The 17884-nt window shown below is 71.0% G+C and carries 23 protein-coding genes; 19 read left to right on the forward strand and 4 right to left on the reverse strand.

Annotated elements, in window-relative coordinates:
• Positions 1-13: 13 nt before the first annotated feature.
• The 9 genes from rpoN to ACTOWL_RS11765 all read left to right on the forward strand — a co-directional run bounded on the left by rpoN (position 14) and on the right by ACTOWL_RS11765 (position 9008).
• Positions 14-1552: an RNA polymerase factor sigma-54 gene (rpoN, locus tag ACTOWL_RS11725; protein WP_441321403.1), complete on the forward strand. Its 1539-nt coding sequence runs from the start codon at positions 14-16 to the stop codon at positions 1550-1552.
• Between the two features lie 156 nt (positions 1553-1708).
• Positions 1709-2293, forward strand: a complete 585-nt coding sequence (hpf, locus tag ACTOWL_RS11730; RefSeq protein ID WP_441321404.1) for a ribosome hibernation-promoting factor, HPF/YfiA family — start codon at positions 1709-1711, stop codon at positions 2291-2293.
• 21 nt (positions 2294-2314) lie between these two features.
• A complete protein-coding gene (ptsN, locus tag ACTOWL_RS11735) occupies positions 2315-2773 on the forward strand; it encodes a PTS IIA-like nitrogen regulatory protein PtsN (protein ID WP_441321405.1) in 459 nt (152 codons plus the stop codon).
• 57 nt (positions 2774-2830) lie between these two features.
• Positions 2831-4342 (forward strand): FGGY-family carbohydrate kinase, encoded by a 1512-nt coding sequence (locus ACTOWL_RS11740; protein WP_441321406.1) that lies wholly within the window; start codon positions 2831-2833, stop codon positions 4340-4342.
• A gap of 58 nt (positions 4343-4400) precedes the next feature.
• Entirely contained in the window at positions 4401-5156 is a 756-nt protein-coding gene (locus ACTOWL_RS11745; RefSeq protein ID WP_441321407.1) for a GntR family transcriptional regulator, read from the forward strand.
• Positions 5153-5893 (forward strand): SIS domain-containing protein, encoded by a 741-nt coding sequence (locus ACTOWL_RS11750; RefSeq protein WP_441321408.1) that lies wholly within the window; start codon positions 5153-5155, stop codon positions 5891-5893. The genes ACTOWL_RS11745 and ACTOWL_RS11750 overlap by 4 nt, the downstream gene beginning before the upstream one ends.
• A 70-nt stretch (positions 5894-5963) precedes the next feature.
• Positions 5964-7253, forward strand: a complete 1290-nt coding sequence (locus ACTOWL_RS11755; protein ID WP_441321409.1) for an ABC transporter substrate-binding protein — start codon at positions 5964-5966, stop codon at positions 7251-7253.
• Between the two features lie 25 nt (positions 7254-7278).
• The gene (locus tag ACTOWL_RS11760; protein ID WP_441321410.1) at positions 7279-8184 is read left to right on the forward strand and encodes a carbohydrate ABC transporter permease; all 906 of its coding nucleotides are present in this window, start codon (positions 7279-7281) and stop codon (positions 8182-8184) included.
• Positions 8181-9008, forward strand: coding sequence for a carbohydrate ABC transporter permease (locus tag ACTOWL_RS11765; RefSeq protein ID WP_441321411.1), 828 nt, complete (start codon positions 8181-8183; stop codon positions 9006-9008). The genes ACTOWL_RS11760 and ACTOWL_RS11765 overlap by 4 nt, the downstream gene beginning before the upstream one ends.
• A gap of 55 nt (positions 9009-9063) precedes the next feature.
• On the opposite strand, the gene ACTOWL_RS11770 is transcribed toward ACTOWL_RS11765, so the two are convergent.
• The gene (locus ACTOWL_RS11770; protein ID WP_441321426.1) at positions 9064-9285 is read right to left on the reverse strand and encodes a DUF1150 family protein; all 222 of its coding nucleotides are present in this window, start codon (positions 9283-9285) and stop codon (positions 9064-9066) included.
• A gap of 21 nt (positions 9286-9306) precedes the next feature.
• Positions 9307-9771, reverse strand: a complete 465-nt coding sequence (locus tag ACTOWL_RS11775; RefSeq protein ID WP_441321412.1) for an Hsp20 family protein — start codon at positions 9769-9771, stop codon at positions 9307-9309.
• Positions 9772-9957: 186 nt separating this feature from the next.
• On the opposite strand from ACTOWL_RS11775, the gene ACTOWL_RS11780 reads away from it, so the two are divergent.
• Entirely contained in the window at positions 9958-10458 is a 501-nt protein-coding gene (locus ACTOWL_RS11780; RefSeq protein ID WP_441321413.1) for a Fur family transcriptional regulator, read from the forward strand.
• Here ACTOWL_RS11780 and ACTOWL_RS11785 read toward each other — a convergent pair.
• Positions 10455-11237 (reverse strand): MBL fold metallo-hydrolase, encoded by a 783-nt coding sequence (locus tag ACTOWL_RS11785; RefSeq protein WP_441321414.1) that lies wholly within the window; start codon positions 11235-11237, stop codon positions 10455-10457. The two genes, ACTOWL_RS11780 and ACTOWL_RS11785, sit on opposite strands and share 4 nt — an antisense overlap.
• A 203-nt stretch (positions 11238-11440) precedes the next feature.
• On the opposite strand from ACTOWL_RS11785, the gene ACTOWL_RS11790 reads away from it, so the two are divergent.
• From ACTOWL_RS11790 to ACTOWL_RS11830, 9 genes are all read left to right on the forward strand, one after another.
• Positions 11441-12406 (forward strand): CobW family GTP-binding protein, encoded by a 966-nt coding sequence (locus ACTOWL_RS11790; RefSeq protein ID WP_441321415.1) that lies wholly within the window; start codon positions 11441-11443, stop codon positions 12404-12406.
• Positions 12403-13431 carry a WD40 repeat domain-containing protein gene (locus tag ACTOWL_RS11795; protein WP_441321416.1) on the forward strand — a complete coding sequence of 343 codons (1029 nt, stop codon included), beginning with the start codon at positions 12403-12405 and terminating at the stop codon, positions 13429-13431. The genes ACTOWL_RS11790 and ACTOWL_RS11795 overlap by 4 nt, the downstream gene beginning before the upstream one ends.
• Positions 13428-13724: a hypothetical protein gene (locus ACTOWL_RS11800; RefSeq protein ID WP_441321417.1), complete on the forward strand. Its 297-nt coding sequence runs from the start codon at positions 13428-13430 to the stop codon at positions 13722-13724. Before ACTOWL_RS11795 ends, ACTOWL_RS11800 begins: the two co-directional genes overlap by 4 nt.
• 41 nt (positions 13725-13765) lie before the next feature.
• On the forward strand, positions 13766-14173 hold the full coding sequence (locus tag ACTOWL_RS11805) for a GFA family protein (RefSeq protein ID WP_441321418.1): 408 nt from the start codon (positions 13766-13768) through the stop codon (positions 14171-14173).
• A gap of 157 nt (positions 14174-14330) precedes the next feature.
• Positions 14331-14501, forward strand: coding sequence for a hypothetical protein (locus ACTOWL_RS11810; protein ID WP_441321419.1), 171 nt, complete (start codon positions 14331-14333; stop codon positions 14499-14501).
• The gene (locus tag ACTOWL_RS11815; protein ID WP_441321420.1) at positions 14498-15256 is read left to right on the forward strand and encodes a metal ABC transporter ATP-binding protein; all 759 of its coding nucleotides are present in this window, start codon (positions 14498-14500) and stop codon (positions 15254-15256) included. The genes ACTOWL_RS11810 and ACTOWL_RS11815 overlap by 4 nt, the downstream gene beginning before the upstream one ends.
• A 5-nt stretch (positions 15257-15261) precedes the next feature.
• Entirely contained in the window at positions 15262-16128 is an 867-nt protein-coding gene (locus ACTOWL_RS11820) for a metal ABC transporter permease (protein ID WP_441321427.1), read from the forward strand.
• 19 nt (positions 16129-16147) lie between these two features.
• Entirely contained in the window at positions 16148-17041 is an 894-nt protein-coding gene (locus tag ACTOWL_RS11825; protein WP_441321421.1) for a metal ABC transporter solute-binding protein, Zn/Mn family, read from the forward strand.
• 143 nt (positions 17042-17184) lie between these two features.
• Positions 17185-17358: a hypothetical protein gene (locus ACTOWL_RS11830; protein ID WP_441321422.1), complete on the forward strand. Its 174-nt coding sequence runs from the start codon at positions 17185-17187 to the stop codon at positions 17356-17358.
• 49 nt (positions 17359-17407) lie between these two features.
• Here ACTOWL_RS11830 and ACTOWL_RS11835 read toward each other — a convergent pair.
• The coding region (locus tag ACTOWL_RS11835) for a DUF697 domain-containing protein (protein WP_441321423.1) at positions 17408-17884 on the reverse strand (477 nt) is incomplete at its 5' end.

The raw sequence follows: 17884 nt of genomic DNA on the forward strand, positions 1-17884 counted from the left end.
CCACCGGGCAGCCATGGCCATTTCGCAACGCCTCGGGCTCCGGCAGAGCCAGGCGCTGGTCATGACGCCGCAGCTGCAGCAGTCGATCAAGCTGCTGCAGCTGTCCAACATCGAGCTTTCCGCCTTCGTCGAGACGGAGCTCGAGCGCAACCCGCTCCTGGAACGGGAGGAGGGCGAGCGCGGTGATGACGGCGGCGACGGCACCGGCGACCGGAACGACACCGAGCCCCCTGGTTCCGCACCGGCGGGGGCGGTGGCGTCCGATCTCGCCCTGAGCGCGCCGGAGCCGCCGGCCATGGTGTCGGCCGATGCGCCGCTGGACACCGACTGGAGCAACCTGTTCACCGGGTCCAGCTCAACCGACCGGAACGACGACTATGGCGGCGAGGCGCAGTTCGCCGGCGCCGGGCGCGGCCGCATGGATTTCGCCGACGACCTGCCCGGCCTCGAGGAGACGCTCGCCGAGCGGCCGAGCCTGCGCGACCACCTGCTGAGCCAGATCGCGATCGAGTTCTACGCCCCGGCCGACCGGCTGATCGCGGCGCGGCTGGTCGACCTGCTGGAGGAGACCGGCTATCTCGGCGCCACGGTCGAGGAGGTGGCGGCCGGCCTCGGCTGCCCGCCCGAGCGGGTCGAGGCGGTGCTGCGCCGCTGCCAGCGGCTCGACCCGCCCGGCATCTTCGCCCGCAGCCTGGCGGAATGCCTGGCGATCCAGCTGGCCGAGCGCAACCGCCTGGACCCGGCGATGCGGATTCTGCTCGATCATCTCGACCTGCTGGCCCGGCGCGACCTGGCCGCGGTGATGCGGCTGTGCGGCGTCGACGCCGAGGACCTGGCCGAGATGATCGCGGAGATCCGCGCCCTCGACCCCAAGCCGGGCGCAGCCTTCGACCACGAGATCGCGCAGACCCTGATCCCGGACATCCTGATGCGGGCCGAGCCGGAGGTCGGCTGGGTGGTCGAGCTGAACGCCGACACCCTGCCGCGGGTGCTGATCAACCGCCGCTACCATGCCGAGATCAGCCGCGGCACCCGCAGCAAGGTCGACCGCGACTATGTCGGCACCTGCCTGGCCGACGCCAACTGGCTGGTCCGCGCCCTCGACCAGCGCGCCAACACCATCCTCAAGGTCGCGTCGGAGATCGTGCGCCGGCAGGACGCCTTCTTCGTCCGCGGCGTGCAGCACCTGAAGCCGCTGACGCTGAAGGACGTGGCCGAGACGGTCGACATGCACGAAAGCACGATCAGCCGGGTGACCACCAACAAGGTGATCGCCACCCCGCGCGGCGTGTTCGAGCTGAAATATTTCTTCACCCAGGCGATCCAGGGGGCGGACGGCGGCGACGCGCATTCGGCCGAGGCGGTGCGTCACCGCATCCGCGGCATGATCGGCGCCGAGCCGGCGGATGCCGTCCTGTCCGACGACCGGATCGTCGAAATCCTGCGCGGGGAGGGGATCGACATTGCGCGGCGGACCGTCGCCAAGTACCGTGAGGGGATGCGGATACCATCCTCCGTCCAGAGACGGCGTGAGAAGGGTTTGAGCCGATGAGCGCTCCCCCAGCTTCCTCCGCAGCCCGCGACCGGGCCCCCTTCGTTGACAGGAAGGCGCCCCATCCCTATGGTCGCCGCCCGAAGGCGGCCCCCAAAGGCCGCCCCGTTCTTTTTGGGCGCCCGTATCTCATCGTGCAGCAGTAAAGCGACAGCCATGCAACTGACCGTTCGAGGCAAGCAGATCGACGTCGGTGACGCATTGCGCACCCATGTCAGTGACGCCCTCACCAGCACGACCGCGAAGTACTTCAACAACGCGATCGAGGCGAATGTCGTCTTTTCCCGCAACGCCCATCTGATCCGGAGCGACCTGTCGGTCCATGTCGGCCGCAACATCCTCCTGCAGAGCAATGCGGAGGCCGAGAGCCCGTATCACGCCTTCGACGCTGCGGCCGACAAGCTGGCCAAGCGGCTGCGCCGCTACAAGCGTCGGCTGCGCGACCACCACAACGGCGACGCCCAGCAGCCGGCGCTGCCGGCGCAGGCCTATATTCTCGAAGCCGAATCCGAGGAGCTGCTGAACGGCGAGGAGCCGAACCAGCCGATCGTGATCGCCGACGTCTCGACCTCGATCGAGAGCCTGACGGTGCTGCAGGCGGTGATGCGCCTCGACCTCGGCGACCTGCCGGCACTGCTGTTCCGCAACCAGGCCCATGGCCGGCTCAACATGGTGTTCCGCCGCCCCGACGGGAACATCGGCTGGGTCGATCCGAAAGGGACCGAGGATGCCGCCGCCTGAGGGCGGCGCATCCGATCCGTCATGATCGATTTCCTTCGCCCCGAGGCGATTCTCGCCAATCTGAAGGCTGCCAGCAAGAAGCAGGCCCTGCAGGAGTTGGCCCGCCGTGCCGCCGAACTGACCGGCCAGCACGAGCGCTTCATCTTCGACGTGCTGCTGGAGCGCGAGCGGCTGGGCTCGACCGGCGTCGGCCGCGGCATCGCCATCCCGCACGGCAAGCTGCCGCATCTGCAGGGCGTGTTCGGCGCCTTCGCCCGGCTGGAGCGGCCGATCGACTTCGACGCGGTCGACGAGCAGCCGGTCGACCTGGTGTTCCTGCTGCTGGCGCCGGAAGGGGCGGGGGCGGACCATCTGAAGGCGCTGGCCCGGATCAGCCGCATGCTGCGGGACGAGAACCTGTGCGAGAAGCTGCGCGGCTGCCAGAGCGCCGACGCGATCTTCGCCCTGCTGTCCCAGAGCGAGTCGGTGAACGCAGCTTGACCGCCGGCCCTCCGCTCCGCTAGCGGGAGCGGATCGGCCCTCGCCAGCGGTTCCGCCATGCTCCTGCTCGGCCTCGACGCCGGCACCTCGGTCATCAAGGCCGCGCTGTTCGGGCGCGACGGGCGGCAACGTGCCGCCGCGTCCCGGCGCACGACGGTGTCGCACCCGCAACCCGCCTGGTCGGAAAGCGACCCCGAGACCGCCTGGGCTGTGACCGCGGCGGTGATCCGCCAGGTCCTGGCCGAGGCCGGGGTGGACGGCTCCGCCATCGCCGCCATCGGCGTCACCGGGGCCATGGTCGGGGCCTGGGTGATCGACGCCGAGGGCCGGCCGCTGCGCCCCGGCATCCTGTGGGATGACGGCCGCAGCCAGCCCTGGATCGAGAAGAGGCTGGCCGGCGATCCCGGCTTCCTGTCGCGCATCTTCGCGTCGTCCGGCTCGGTCATGCAGCAGGGCTGCACCCTGCCGGTGTTGCGCTGGCTGCTGGACCACGAGCCCGACATCATGGCCCGGGCCGACTGCGTGTTCGGCTGCAAGGACTATCTCCGCTTCCGCCTGACCGGCCGGCGCGCCGCCGACCCGACCGAGGCGTCGGTGGCACCCGGCGACGCCCGGGCCCAGGGCCGCAGCGAGGCGATGCTCGAGCTGTTCGGCCTCGGCCCGCACCGTCCCCTGCTGCCGCCGGTGCTGCCGTCCGAGGCGGTGGCCGGGGCGGTGACCGCCGAAGCGGCGGCGGCGACGGGGCTGCGCGCCGGCACCCCGGTCGTCACCGGCGCCGGCGACGTCGCCGCCAGCGTGATCGGCTCGGGCGGGCTGGCCGCCGGCTCGGCCTGCACCGTGCTCGGCACCACCTGCCTGAACGGGGTGGTGCTCGACGCGCCCTCCTTCGACCCGCCGGATCTCGGCCTGCTGTTCAGCCTGCCCGGCCGGCTGTGGCTGCGCTGCATGGTCAATGTCGCCGGCACCAGCAACCTCGACTGGGTCCTGCGCAGCCTGTGCCCCGACCTGGCCCGGGACCCCGACCCCTATGCCGCGCTGGAGGCGCTGGCCGAGGCGGCCCCGCCGGGCGCCGGCGGGGCCGTCTACCTGCCCTATCTCAGCGAGGTCGGGATCATCGCCCCGGCGGTCTCGGCCGCGGCCCGGGCCCAGTTCGCCGGGCTGGTCCCGGGGCACGGCCGGCCCGAGCTGGTGCGCGCCGTCTATGAGGGCCTGGCCTATGCCATCCGCGACTGCTTCGCGGCGATGGCGGAGCGGCCGCAAAGCGTGCTGCTGTCCGGCGGCGGCGGCCGCAGCCGGTTCTGGTCGCAGATGATCGCCGATGTGATCGACCTCACTGTCGAGATCCCCGACGGCGGCGAATACGGGGCCTGCGGCGCCGCCCTGTTGGCCGGGACCGGCATCGGATGGTATCCCTCGATCGGCGACGCGTCGCGCCGGGTCCGCACGATCCGGCGCACGCATCGCCCCGATCCGGCGCTGCGGGAGGCCTATGAGGCCGCCTATCGGCGCTACGGCGGGCATCGCGACGCGCTGCTGCGCATGCCTGCCCGTATGTCCGACCTTTCTTGACGGGGTCCGGATCGGCCTGCATCATGCCGATTGTGGTCTAGACCACCAGGGCCCGCCAATGACCGACCTACAGCCGAGTCCGACGGACAAGCCGATCTACCAGCAGATCGCCGAGGATCTGGCCGACCGGATCCGCGCCGGCGGTTTCGCCGTGGGCGACCGGCTGCCCTCCGAGCGCGACCTGGCCGACCAGCTGGGCATCAGCCGGATGACCGTGCGCCAGGCCTTCAAGAGCCTGACCGATGCCGGGCTGATCGAGAGCCGGATCGGCCGCGGCTGCTTCGTCGCCCGGTCGAAGGTGGACCAGAAGCTGCAGCGCCTGACCGGCTTCAGCGAGGACATGGCCCGGCTGGGCCGCCGCGCCGCCAGCGTGATCCTGCGCCAGGCCGTGGTGCCGGCGGCCGGCGAGGCGCGCGAGGCGCTGGGCGTGGCCGAAGGCGCGCCGCTGGTGCTGCTCGAGCGCGTCCGCCTGGCCGATGCCGTGCCGATGGCGTTCGAGGTCACCTGGCTGAATGGGGCGCTGGTGCCGGGCATCCTGGACCGCAACGATTTCCGCACCGCCTCGCTGTACGAGGTGCTGCGCCACGATTACGGCCTGGTGCCCTGGCAGGCGGAGCAGACGGTCGAGGCCGACCTGCCCGACGCCGTCACCGCCGGCGCGCTCGACATCCCGCGCAGCGCGCCGGTGCTGGTGTTCACCCGGCGCACCGCCGACGCCGACGGCCAGGTCATCGAATTCGTCCGCTCCGCCTATCGCGGCGACCGCTACAAGATGCGGGCCCGGCTTTCCCCACCGGACACCTCGGACTCATGACTTTGCCCGCCCTTTCCGGCGCCGCCGCCTATCTCGCCGGCATCGCCGACCGCATCGCCGCGCTGACCGCGACCCAGGGCGAGGCGATCGGCGCCGCGGCGGCTTCCTGCGTCGAGACCATCCGGCGCGACGGGCTGATCTACATCTTCGGCACCGGCCATTCCCATCTGATGGCGGAGGAGGGGCATTACCGCGCCGGCGGCCTGGCCTGCGTGGTGCCGATCCTGGCGTCCTCGGTGATGCTGCATGAGGGCGCGGTGGTCTCCGGCGCGCTGGAGCGGATGCCCGGCCTGGCCGCGTCGCTGCTGGGCCGCTATCCGATCGGGCCGGCCGACACGCTGTTCGTGTTCTCCAACAGCGGCGTCAACGCCGTGCCGGTCGAGGCCGCGCGCCACGGCCGGGACAAGGGCGCCACGGTGGTGGCCGTGACCTCGATCGCCTATTCGCAGGCGGCCGCGGCCGGCCGGCCGACCCTGGCCGAGACCGCCGACATCGCCATCGACAACCAGGGCCCGCCGGGCGACGCCCTGGTGACCGCCGCGGAGGGGCTGACCGTCGGCCCGATCTCGACCGTGCTGGGCGCCGCGATCTGGAACGCGGTGCTGACCGAGACGGTGGCCCGGATGGCGGCATCGGGCGAGGTGGCGCCGGCCTATATCAGCTCCAACATGCCGGGGTCGAAGGAGCGCAACGCCGCGCTGGTGGAACGCTACCGGACGCGCAATCCGCATCTGTAGGCGGCCCCGGCGGACGCTCGGCCAACGACGCGCCGCATCCCGGGCCGCAGGACAAACAGGGGAGAGGGCAATGGCGACGAGATGGTCGATCGTGTCGGGCGTGGCCGCGGCCGCGCTGATCTGGGGTGCCGCGGCGGCGCAGGCGGAACCGGTGCAGCTGGTGCTGTGGCACATGGAGCAGCCGCCGCACCGCGTGGCGCGGGTGCAGGAGTTGATCGACGCCTTCAACAAGAGCCACCCGGACATCGCGGTGAAGCAGGAGCCGCAGAGCTGGGGCGAGATCTACGCCAAGGCGCCGGCCGCGATTGCCGCCGGCAACGCGCCGGACCTGCTGTTCGCGATCCCGGACTTCACCCCGATCCTGAAGGACCTGGGGGCGCTGCAGCCGGTCGACGGCTTCGTCAAGCAGCTCGATGCCGAGCATCACTTCGTGCCCAGCGCCCTGGCGCCCTACAGCTATGACGGCGGCGTCTGGGCGGTGCCGCTGTACAACATGGCGATGTCGCTGTGGTACCGGAAGAGCGTGTTCGAGAAGGCCGGGCTGACCCCGCCGAAGACCTGGAGCGAGTGGCAGGCGGCGGCGGAGAAGCTGACGGCGGACGGCCGCTACGGCATCGGCCTGCCGGCCAACAAGCAGCTCTACACCGACCAGACCGTCTACGACCTGATGGTCAATGCCGGCGCCGCCGACATCTACAACGCGGACGGCACGCTGCGCTTCGACAACCCGCAGACGGTCAAGGCCTACGACTTCTACAAGGAGCTGTACCAGTTCTCCGCCGCCGATGCGCCGAGCTGGACCTGGGGCGAGGCCGAGGCCTGCTTCGCCAGCGGCGGCTGCGGCATGATCCTGCAGTTCACCGTGATCAGCACCTATGACAGCCAAGCCGAGGGCGACGCCCAGGACCTCGGCGTGGCGCCGATCCCGCATGCCGACGACCGCAAGGAGTCGGGCACCATCGCCTATTCCAACGCGGTGATGATCCTGGCCAAGGACGAGGCCAAACGGAAGGCGGCCGAGACCTTCATCGCCTGGCTCTTGGAGCCGGAGACTTATGGCCGCTTCCTGAACATGGAGCCCGGGCTGTTCCTGCCGGTCACCGCCGATGGCGCCAAGGCCAAGAGCCTGTGGGGCGACCCGCTGGTGGTGAAGTACAAGCCGCAGATCGAGGCGATGATCGCCAACAGCCGCAACGGCGTCCTGTTCGGCTTCACCGGCGGCCACACCTTCCCCAGCATCGCCGCCATCTCGGCCCAGAACATCCTGGCCGAGACGCTGCAGAAGGTGGTGGTCGACGAGATGTCCGCCGCCGACGCGGTCAAGGCCGGCCAGGCGCGGATGCAGGAGGCGGTGCGCTGACGCTTCGGGCCGGGTAGCCCGTGTCGTGACCGCCGCTCCTCGCCGGCGCCTGTCCCGCAGCCGTGCCGAGGCGCTGGCCGGCGGGCTCATGGTGGCGCCGGTGCTGGTGTGGCTGGCGGCGACCATCCTCTACCCGCTCGGCGCCGCCGTCGCGATCAGCCTGCGCGACATCCGGATCATCGGCTCCGATGGCGGCTTCGTCGGGCTCGGCAACTATGTCGACGTGCTGGGCATGGCGCGGCTGTGGGCGGCGCTGGGGCGCAGCCTGGTCTGGGTCGCCGGCAACGCCGTGCTGCAGACGCTGCTGGCCCTCGGCACCGCCCTGCTGCTGAACCAGCGCTTCCGCGGCGTGCGGCTGGTGCGGGTCTGGGTGATCCTGTCCTGGATCGTGCCGACCATCGTCGTCGTCATCATCTGGCGCTGGCTGCTCGGCACCTCCGGCGGGGTGGTGAACCACCTGCTGGTGTCGCTGGGATTGACCGATCGACCGGTCGGCTTTTTCGCCGGGCCGGGCAGCGCCATGGCATCGCTGGTGGTGATCAACTCGTGGCGCTGGTTCCCCTTCGTCGCGGTGATGCTGCTGGCCGGGCTGCAGCGCATCCCGGCCGATCTCTACGAGGCGGCGGCGATCGACGGCGCCGGCCCGTGGCAGCGCTTCCGCCGCATCACCTGGCCGCTGCTGCAGCCGACCATGCTGGTGCTCGCCGTGGTCGGCACGCTGCTGTCCTTCAACGTCTTCGACATCATCTGGCTGACCACGGCGGGCGGGCCGTCCGGCGCGACCCAGACCCTGCCGGTGCTGATCTACGAGACCGCGTTCAAATCGTACCGGCTGGGCCAGGCAGCGGCGATGTCGGTGCTGGTCAGCGTGGCCCTGATGGCGCTGGCCGTCCTGCTGACCCGGGCGCTGGCGCCGAAGGGGGAGGGGTGAGGCGAGGGCTCGGCCAGCGCCTCTCGATCGGCGGCGGGCTGCTCGGCCTCGCCGTCCTCGTGCTGCTGCCCTTCTGGTTTATCGCCACCGGCGCGATCAAGGCGCCACAGGAGATCATCGCCCGGGTGCCGACGCTGGTGCCACAGAGCTTCACCCTGCGGCATTTCGACAAGCTGCTCGGCGCGTCGGACTATCCGCGCTATCTCGGCAACAGCCTGCTGGTCGGGCTCGGCTCGACCGCGATCACGGTGGTGCTGTCGGTGCTGGCCGCCTACGGCTTCTACCGGCTGCGCTTTCCCGGCCGCGACCTGCTGTTCCGGGCGGTGCTGGTGGCCTATGCCTTCCCCGGCATCCTGATCCTGATCCCGCTCTACGGGATGATGTCGCAGGCCGGGCTGATCGACACGCCGGCGGCGCTGGTGATCGTCAACGTCACCTTCGCCTCGCCCTTCGCCATCTGGATGATGCGCAGCTTCTTCGCCTCGATCCCGGCGGAGCTGGAGGAGGCGGCGCTGATCGACGGCGCCTCGCGCCTGGCGATCCTGCTGCGGATCATGGTGCCGCTGGCGGCGCCCGGCATCGCCAGCGTCGCCATCTTCGCCTTCATCGCCAGCTGGACCGAGTACCTGTTCGCCTCGGTGCTGATCCTGTCCGACGCCAACCGCACCCTGCCGGTCGGCTTCGCCGGCATCATCGGCCAGTACCAGATCGACTGGGGCCTGCTGCTGGCCGGGGCGACGCTGGCGACGGTGCCGGTGGTGCTGCTGTTCGGCATCGTCGGCCGCTGGTTCATCGCCGGGCTGACCGCGGGCGCGGTGAAATAGAAAAAGCCCCGCCGGCGGCGGGGCTTTCGCGTTCGCTCATCGGGACGAAGCGGGGTCAGTGGGCGCTGACCGGCTCCATGTCGTTCTGGCGGACCACGGCGAAGGCGAGGTCGCGGTTCTTGACCATGGCCAGCGGGGTGCCGTCGGCGCCGTGCACGGCGAAGGCGGCCTCACCCTCCACCGTCACCGGCTTGACGAAGGCGATCTGGTTCAGCCCGATCGCCGCGAAATCGGTCGGCGACATCTGGGTGAAGGTCGGAATGGCATTGGTGTTCATGATGGTCACCACGGTTTCGGTTCACCCTTCGACGTCGGTCGAGACGTCGATCGCGGTCTTGCCGTTGGGCTTGGCCGCGGAGCGGTTGATGGCGATGGTCCGGACCTTGGCCTCGGGCACCGGCCGGCGGAGATCGATGTTGAGGAGCCCGTTGTCGAGCGAGGCCCCGGTCACCTCGATGCCCTCGGCCAGCACGAAGGCGCGCTGGAACTGGCGGGCGGCGATGCCGCGATGCAGGAACACGCGGTCCTTGTCGTCGGTCTGCTTGCCGCGGACCACCAGCTGGTTGTCCTCGATCTGCACCGTCAGGTCGGCATCGGTGAAACCGGCGACCGCCAGGGTGATGCGCAGCTGGTCCTCGCCAAGCTGCTCGATGTTGTAGGGCGGATACCCGTCACTCGGCGTCCTGCCGATCCGGTCGAGCGTCCGCTCGAACTGCTCGAAGCCGAGCAGGAGCGGGCTGTTGAACAGCGACACCCGCGTCATGGTCACTCCTCCTGAGAGCGAGCTGCCGGAACCCCCGGCTCGGGCGGCCCGGTTCCCCGGCGCCTGCGGAGCGGGGCCCACGCGGCATCCCCACTCTCGTTAAATAGGAAATGGGGGGTGACCGGTCGGTTTCAAGATCGGCCGGGGCGTGGCGTTCGGGGGAGGACGCATGCTATCACTCGACGCATGAGTCAGAAGCTGGAAGGCGCGCCGGCGGCGCCGAAGGGCAAGCCGGCATCCACGTCGGCGACGGGCACGACCCGGCGCGGCCGGCCCCCGCGTGCCGGGCTGTCGCATTGGCAGGAGCGGGTGCTGGACCTGGTGCGGGCCAGCGCCGAGCCAGCCAGCGCCTACGACATCCTGCGCGAGATGAAGGGCGACGGCATCACCGCGCCGCCGGTGGTGTACCGGGCGCTGAAGGGGCTGCTCGACCGCGGCCTGGTGCACCGGATCGAATCGCTCAGCGCCTATGTGGTGTGCGGCGGGCCGGACCACCACCACACCCATCCGGCGCAATTCGCCATCTGCCGCGACTGCGGCCGGGTGGAGGAGATCACCGATGCCGCGGTGGACGGGCTGATCGAGGCCTGGACCGGACGGATCGGCTTCGTCGCCGACAGCCGGACCATCGAGATCCTCGGCCGCTGCCGCGACTGCGCCGCCAACGTGGTGCCAGCCGCCGGTTAGCCGGCCGGGCTGCAGCTCTTCGCCGCCTCGGCCTTGGCCAGTTGGTGGGTGTGGGACAGCAGCCCGGCATCGCCGGGCTCGCCCTGGTCCGGCACCACGATCTTGGCTGCCTTGCCGTAGCGGGCGATCACCGCCTCGACCGATTGCGGCCAGCGGCAGATGTCCGAGTCGGGGACGGCGGCGAGATTGGCCTGCTCGGCCCCCCGGATCATGCAGCCGCCGAACAGCACCGCGCCGTCCGGCAGGAAGGCCACGGTGTTGTCGCGGGTGTGCGCCGGACCCGGATAGAACAGCTCGACCGCGCGGCCGCCGCCGGTGATGGTGGTCGATTCGCCGTTCCAGCTGCGCTGGATCGTGCCGGCGCCGGCGGCTTCCTTGACCGTCTCGTCGCGGGCCAGCGACCAGCCGCCGCGGGCATGCACCGCCGCCAGCCCGGCCAGCCGGTCGTCATGCGCATGGGTCACCACCAGGTTGACCGGCCGGTTCGGCGCGGCCTCCGCCACCCGCTCCAGCAGCGCCACGGTCTGCGCCGGGCCCCAGGCTGCGTCGATCAGCAGCACCTCCTCGGGCCCGATCAAGGCCAGGCCGTTGGCCGCGACCCAGCCCTGGTCGCCCTTCCACCAGCTGGTGTGCAGCCAGACGCCGTCGGCCAGCTCGCGGAAGCCGAGCGGCGGCGGCGCCTCCGCATCCTGGGCCAGGGCCGGCCGAATCAGGGCCAGGGACAGGCCGGCGGCGCAGCCATGCAGGAAGGCGCGGCGGGACGGGGCGGAAACGGGCATGACGGTCCTCGGATGGCGGGACGGCGGATCGGCCGCCCGGCAACGTCCCTCGCGGAGAATCTGGGCGATTCTGGGGCGCGATGCCGAGGCGGCGACCGGATGCGAGTCCGTCCATAGCATCCCATCGGCCTATGGGCGACAGGCTTGCGTCTCTCTATTATGTTATATAATAACATTTAAATTCCCGAAGCCCGAGGCTCCCCATGTCCCGCATCCCCGTCACCCTGCTGACCGGCTATCTGGGCGCCGGCAAGACCACGCTCTTGAACCGGATCCTCTCCGAGGCGCATGGCCGGCGCTACGCCGTGATCGTCAACGAGTTCGGCGAGATCGGCATCGACGGCGACCTGGTGGTCGGCGTCGACGAGGAGGTGTTCGCGCTGAACAATGGCTGCCTGTGCTGCTCGGTGCGCGGCGACCTGATCCGGATCATCGGCGGGCTGATGAAGCGGGCCGGCAGCTTCGATCGCATCCTGGTCGAGACCACGGGCCTGACCGACCCGGCGCCGGTGGCGCAGACCTTCCTGGTCGATGACGAGGTGCGCGAGCGCACCGCCCTCGACTCGATCGTCACCGTGGTCGACGCCCGCAACATCGAGGCGCGGCTGGCCGACAGCGACGAGGCGGAGGAGCAGGTGGCCTTCGCCGACACCATCCTGGTCAACAAGACCGACCTGGCGGACGAGGCCGGGCTGGCGACGGTGGAGGCGCGGCTGCGCGCCATCAACCCGGTGGCGCGGCTGCTGCGGACCCGGCGCTGCGACGCCGATCTCGGCACCGTGCTGGACAATGGCGGCTTCGACCTCGACCGGCTGCTCGGGCTCGACCCCGACCTGCTCGACGGCCACGCCCATCACCACGAGCATGACGAGGGCGTCGGCAGCGTCTCGTTCCGGACCGACCGGCCGCTCGACGGCCGCCGCTTCGTCGACTGGATCGGCATGCTGCTGGCGATCCGCGGCGCCGACATCCTGCGCAGCAAGGGGATTCTCGCCTTCGCCGGAGAGGACCGGCCCTTCGTGTTCCAGGGCGTGCACATGCTGCAGGAGGGCGATTTCGCCCCGGCCTGGCGGCCCGGCCAGCCGCGCGAGAGCCGGCTGGTGCTGATCGGCCGCAACCTCGATGCCGCGGTGCTGCGCGCCGGCTTCGAGGGCTGCGCCGCCGCATGAGCCTGCTGCTGCCGCCGCGCGCCCTGGCGGAGGAGAGGGGCACGAACTGGGCCTGGCCGGCGCCGGTGGTCGCCGCGGCCTTCGACGCAGCCGGGCACCTGGCCTTCGGCCTCGGCGACGGCACCATCCGGCTGGCGTCTCCGGGCATGTCCGAGGCGGTCGCCGTGCCGGCGCATCGCGGTGCCGTCCTGGCACTGGGCGCGGATGTCCGCGACGGTTTTCTCAGCGGCGGCGATGACGGTCGGCTGCTGCGCGTCGCCCCGGACGGGACATTGGCTGAGATCGCCGCCGCGCAGGGCCGGTGGATCAGCGCCGTCGACGCCGCGCCCGCCACCGGTCGGCGCCTCGCCGTCGCCGGCAGCGAGGTGCTGGTGTTCGACGCGGACGGGGCGCCGGTGACGCAGCTGCAGGGCCCGGCCGGGCTTGACGGCGCCGCCTTCGACCCGCGCGGCCGGCGCATCGCCGCGGCGCATTACGGCGGCGTCACCGTCTGGTCGCCGCGCAAGCGTGCCTGGGCCGCGAAGCTGTACGCTTGGCAGGGGGCGCATCTGGCGGTCCTCTGGCATCCGCGGTCGCGCTTCGTCGTCTCGGCGATGCAGGAGAAGGCGCTGCATGCCTGGCGCCTGTCGGACGGCGTGCACATGCAGATGCCGGGCTATCCCACCAAGCCGCGATCGCTGGCCTGGGCCGATGGCGGCAGGGCGCTGCTGACCTCCGGCTCCGAAGGCGTGGTGTCCTGGCGCTTCACCGGCCGCGACGGGCCGATGGGCGGCACCGCCAGCGAAAGCGGCTGGGCCCGCGGCGTGCCGATCACCCGGGTCGCGGCGCATCCGCTTCTGCCGGTGGCGGCGGCCGGCGCCAAGGACGGCTTCGTCGCGCTGATGCCGCTCGACGGCAGCGGCTATGTCCCGGTGCTGCGCCCGAACGGTGCCGCGGTGGAGGCGCTGGCCTTCTCGCCCGACGGGCGCTGGCTGGCGGCGGGCGATGCCGGCGGCCGGGCGACGCTGGTCGACCTGCAGCCATGAGGGACCCGTCCGATGTCGCCACGCGCCGGGCCCGGCACTGGCCCGAGGCGCGGCAGGTGCTGAGCCATCCCGACTTCCACCACGGCTTCCGCGAGGCCCAGTCCGGCCGGCCGTTCGACCACCGCCGCACCGATGCGCTGCCGCGGCTCGGCCAGATCCGCTACGAGAACGGGCGGCAGATCGCGGCCGAATGCGCCGCGCTCGGCCTTGCAGTGGACTGGCCGTCGCCGGGCCATATCCCGCCGGCCCTGAAGCATCTGGTGCTGCGCCGGCTGCGGCCGGGCCGGCGATAGGCTAGGCTGCCGTCCGGTTCCATGCGGGGCGGGGGCGCGCCATGATGCGGATCGACGGCCAGTGCCATTGCGGCCATGTCGCCTATGAGGCGGAGATCGACCCGGAGCGGGTGGGGATCTGCCACTGCACCGATTGCCAGGCGCTGACCGGCTCGGCCTTCCGGGTCACGGTGACCGCGTCGCGCGACCGGATCTGGCTGACCGCGCATGAGCCGAAGGTCTATGTGAAGGTCGGCGACAGCGGCCGCCGGCGGCTGCAGTATTTCTGCCCGAACTGCGGCTCGCCGCTGTTCGTCACCGGCGAGGGCGCCGATGCCGAGACCTGGGGCATCCGCTGGGGCAGCATCCGCCAGCGCGACCAGCTGGTGCCGAAGCGGCAGATGTGGTGCCGCTCGGCCCTGCCCTGGATCCATCATGTCGAGGGCCTGCCGGGCAAGCCCGCGGAGTGAGGCCGAAGTCGGCGCGACGCCGATCTCCTCCTCAAGAACGAGTTGCTGGACCCCACCGGCGCTTTCCGATATCGCAAAGATGTTATACATTAACGTCAATGGTGCCACGCCCGCCGGGCGCTATGGTGCCTGACCTTCTCACGCCATCGGCTGACCCATGACCGTGTCGCATCACCACCCCGCCCACGCCGCCCGCCGGGCCGGGGAGATCGGGCCGTCGGCCCTGGCCGCGCCGGTCGGGGCCCGCCTGCTCGTCGCCTTCGCGCTGATCGCGGTGCTGTGGCTGGCCGTGGCCTGGGCCATGGGCTGGTTCGGAGCCACGCCATGAGCAGTGCGCCCGCCATCGGCCGCATCCGCCTCGGCAACCTGACCGCCGGCTATGAGCGGCACCCGGCCGTCCACCATGTCAACGGCAGCTTCGAGCCGGGGACGCTGACCGCCATCGTCGGCCCGAACGGCGCCGGCAAGTCGACCCTGCTGAAGACCATCGCCGGCCTGCTGGCGCCGCTGTCCGGCCATGTCGACCGCAGCGGGCTGCGCCGGCGCGACATCGCCTATCTGCCGCAGCTGGCGGAGATCGACCGCAGCTTCCCGATCTCGGTCGCCGACACCGTGCTGCTCGGCGGCTGGGTCCGGACCGGGATCTTCGGCGGCGTCTCGAAGGATCTGCGTAGCCGGGCAGAGGAGGCGCTGGAGGCGGTCGGCCTCGGCGGCTTCGAGGCGCGGCCGATCGGCAGCCTCTCCGCCGGCCAGTTCCAGCGCGTGCTGTTCGCCCGGCTGCTGCTGCAGGACGGGCGGGTGATCATGCTGGACGAGCCCTTCACCGCGCTCGACGCCAAGACCACGCGCGATCTGGTCGACGTGGTCCGGCGCTGGCATGGCGAGGGCCGCACGGTGATCACCGTGCTGCACGATCTGGACCAGGTGCGCGAGGTCTGCCCGGACACGCTGCTGCTGGCGCGCGATCCGATCGGCTGGGGCCCGACCGGCGACGTGCTGTGCGCCGAGAACCTGCTGCGCGCCCGTGCCATGGCCGAGGCGTGGCACGATCGCGGCGAACCCTGCCGGCGGAGCGCGGCGTGACGGCGATGTGGGATTTCCTGGCCACGCCCTTTCTCGACTACGCCTTCATGCAGCGGGCGCTGGTGGCCTGCCTGGCGCTGTCGCTGGGCTGCGGCCCGGTCGGCGTGCTGCTGGTGCTGCGGCGGATGAGCCTGGTCGGCGATGCCATGTCGCATGCGGTGCTGCCGGGCGCCGCCGTCGGCTTCCTGGTCTCCGGCCTGTCGCTGTGGTCGATGGGGCTGGGCGGGCTGATCGCCGGCCTGGCCGTCGCCCTGCTGGCCGGCGCGGTCACCCGGGTCACGGCGCTGCGCGAGGATGCCGCCTTCGCCGCCTTCTACCTGATCGCCCTGGCCGCCGGCGTGCTGATCGTCTCGACCCGCGGCAGCAATGTCGACCTGATGCATGTGCTGTTCGGCACCATCCTCGCGGTCGACGACGCGGCGCTGCTGCTGATGGCCGGGATCGCCACGGTGACGCTGATCGCGCTGGCGCTGCTGTACCGGCCGCTGGTGGTCGAATGCTTCGATCCCGGCTATCTGCGCATGGTCGGCGGCGTCGGCGCCCTGGTGCACTTCGCCTTCCTGATGCTGGTGGTGCTGAACCTGGTTGGCGGCTTCCAGGCGCTCGGCACGCTGATGGTGGTCGGCTTGATGATGCTGCCGGCGGCAGCGGCGCGGTTCTGGAGCCGGTCGCTGTGGTCGCTGTTCGCCTGGGCGGCCGGGCTGGCGCTGCTGTCCGGCTATTCCGGCCTCCTGGTCTCCTATCACGGCAGCCTGCCTTCCGGCCCCAGCATCGTGCTGACCGCCGGCGGCTTCTACCTGCTGTCCCTGATCTTCGGGAGGCATGACGGCCTGCTTGCCCGATACCTGCCCACCGCGCATTTCGCGCACTGAACTCCCACGGAGCCTTCGCATGAGGATACCGTTCCGCGCTGGCCTGCTCGGCCTGTCCCTTGCCGTCCTGTCGCTGCCTGCGGCGGCGGCCGACAAGCTGTCGGTCGTGACCAGCATCACCGTCCTCGCCGACATCGCGCGGCAGGTCGGCGGCGACGATGTCGAGGTCCGCAGCCTGGTCGGCCCCAATGGCGACGCCCATGTCTACGAGCCGACGCCGCAGGACGCCCAGGCGGTGACCAAGGCCGGCCTCGTCGTCGTCAACGGGCTGGAGCTGGAAGGCTGGATGGACCGGCTGGTCGCCGCCTCCGGCACCAAGGCCACGGTCGTCGTCGCCACCGAGGGCGTCCCGACCCGGCGGATGGAGGAGGACGGGCAGGAGATCACCGATCCGCACGCCTGGAACAGCGCGGCCAACGGCGCGATCTACGCCGCCAACATCGCCAAGGCGCTGGCCGCCGCGGACCCGGCCCATGCCGCGACCTACCAGGCCAACGGCGCGAAGTACGAGGCCGAGCTGAAGGACCTCGATGCCTGGGCCCGGAGCGAGGTGGCGACCATTCCGCAGGCCAAGCGCAAGGTCATCACCAGCCACGATGCCTTCGGCTATCTCGGCGCCGCCTACGGCATCGAGTTCCACGCCCCGGTCGGCTTCTCGACCGAGAGCGAGGCCTCAGCCGGCGACATCGCCAGGCTGATCGACCAGATCAAGAGCGAGCACATCAAGGCTGTGTTCGTCGAGAACGCCACCGACCCGCGGCTGGTGCAGCAGGTGGCCAAGGCCTCCGGCGCCGAGATGGGCGGCGAGCTCTATGCCGAGGCACTGTCGACCGCGGACGGGCCGGCTTCGACTTACGCGAAGATGTTTCGGTATAACATTTCGCTTCTGGTCGCGGGGATGAAGCAGAACTGAGTGTGTCGTAGGCTGGGTTCGCAGTGGCGAACCCAGCGCTCGTCCGAGCCGATGTTGGGTTCGCGAGCCGCGAACCCAACCTACCAGACTGACGTATCGGCAATCGGTTTGAGCAGCGCAGCGATCTGAGCGACAATAACGCTATGAAGGCAACAGGCGGTCTTGCGGCGAGCCGGGGCGAGCGGCTCGCTACGATCCGAGAGCAGATTGCCGCCGCGGCCGGCAATTCACGGCGGCTGACCGCTAAGGATGTCGCGAAGAGCTTGGACGAACTCCATCAGGAGATCGCAGGCACCCGCGGCGATGCTGCGATCTGATGTCAGCAGCCTTTGAGGTCGACTCTCCGGCCTCTTTAGTCATGGCGATCTAACCCTTCCCCTTCGGCGCAGCCTCCGCCCCGAAGATCGCCTTGGCCAGGCTCATCGTTCCTGGCGGGGTGTCGCGCAGGTAGGGCAGGGGGCGGCACACCTTCATCGCGGCGACGCCGATGCGGACGCTGAGGATGCCGTTGATCGCGCCCTCGCCGGCGCGGCGGCCGAAAGCGCGCAGCAGGCCGGCGCCCAGGAAGTCGCCGAGATAGTCGTTGGCGGCCTCGATGCCGCCGGCGATCAGCAGCGTCGTCGCCACCCGGCGGATCAGCGCCAGCGTCGCGAACAGGCCCGGGCGGAAGCCCTGGATCTCGGCGATCCGCCGGATCATCCGCAGGTTCAGCACGCCCGACACGACCATGTCGACGATCGCGAAGGGCGTCACCGTGGTGATCAGCGCCGTGCGCCGCGCTGTGACGGCGATGGCGGCGCGGCAGGCGGCGTCGATCGGGCGCTGGGCGTGCAGCTCCAAGAG

Origin of the sequence: Inquilinus sp. CA228 (assembly GCF_052078665.1) — a bacterium.
Taxonomy (GTDB): domain Bacteria; phylum Pseudomonadota; class Alphaproteobacteria; order DSM-16000; family Inquilinaceae; genus Inquilinus.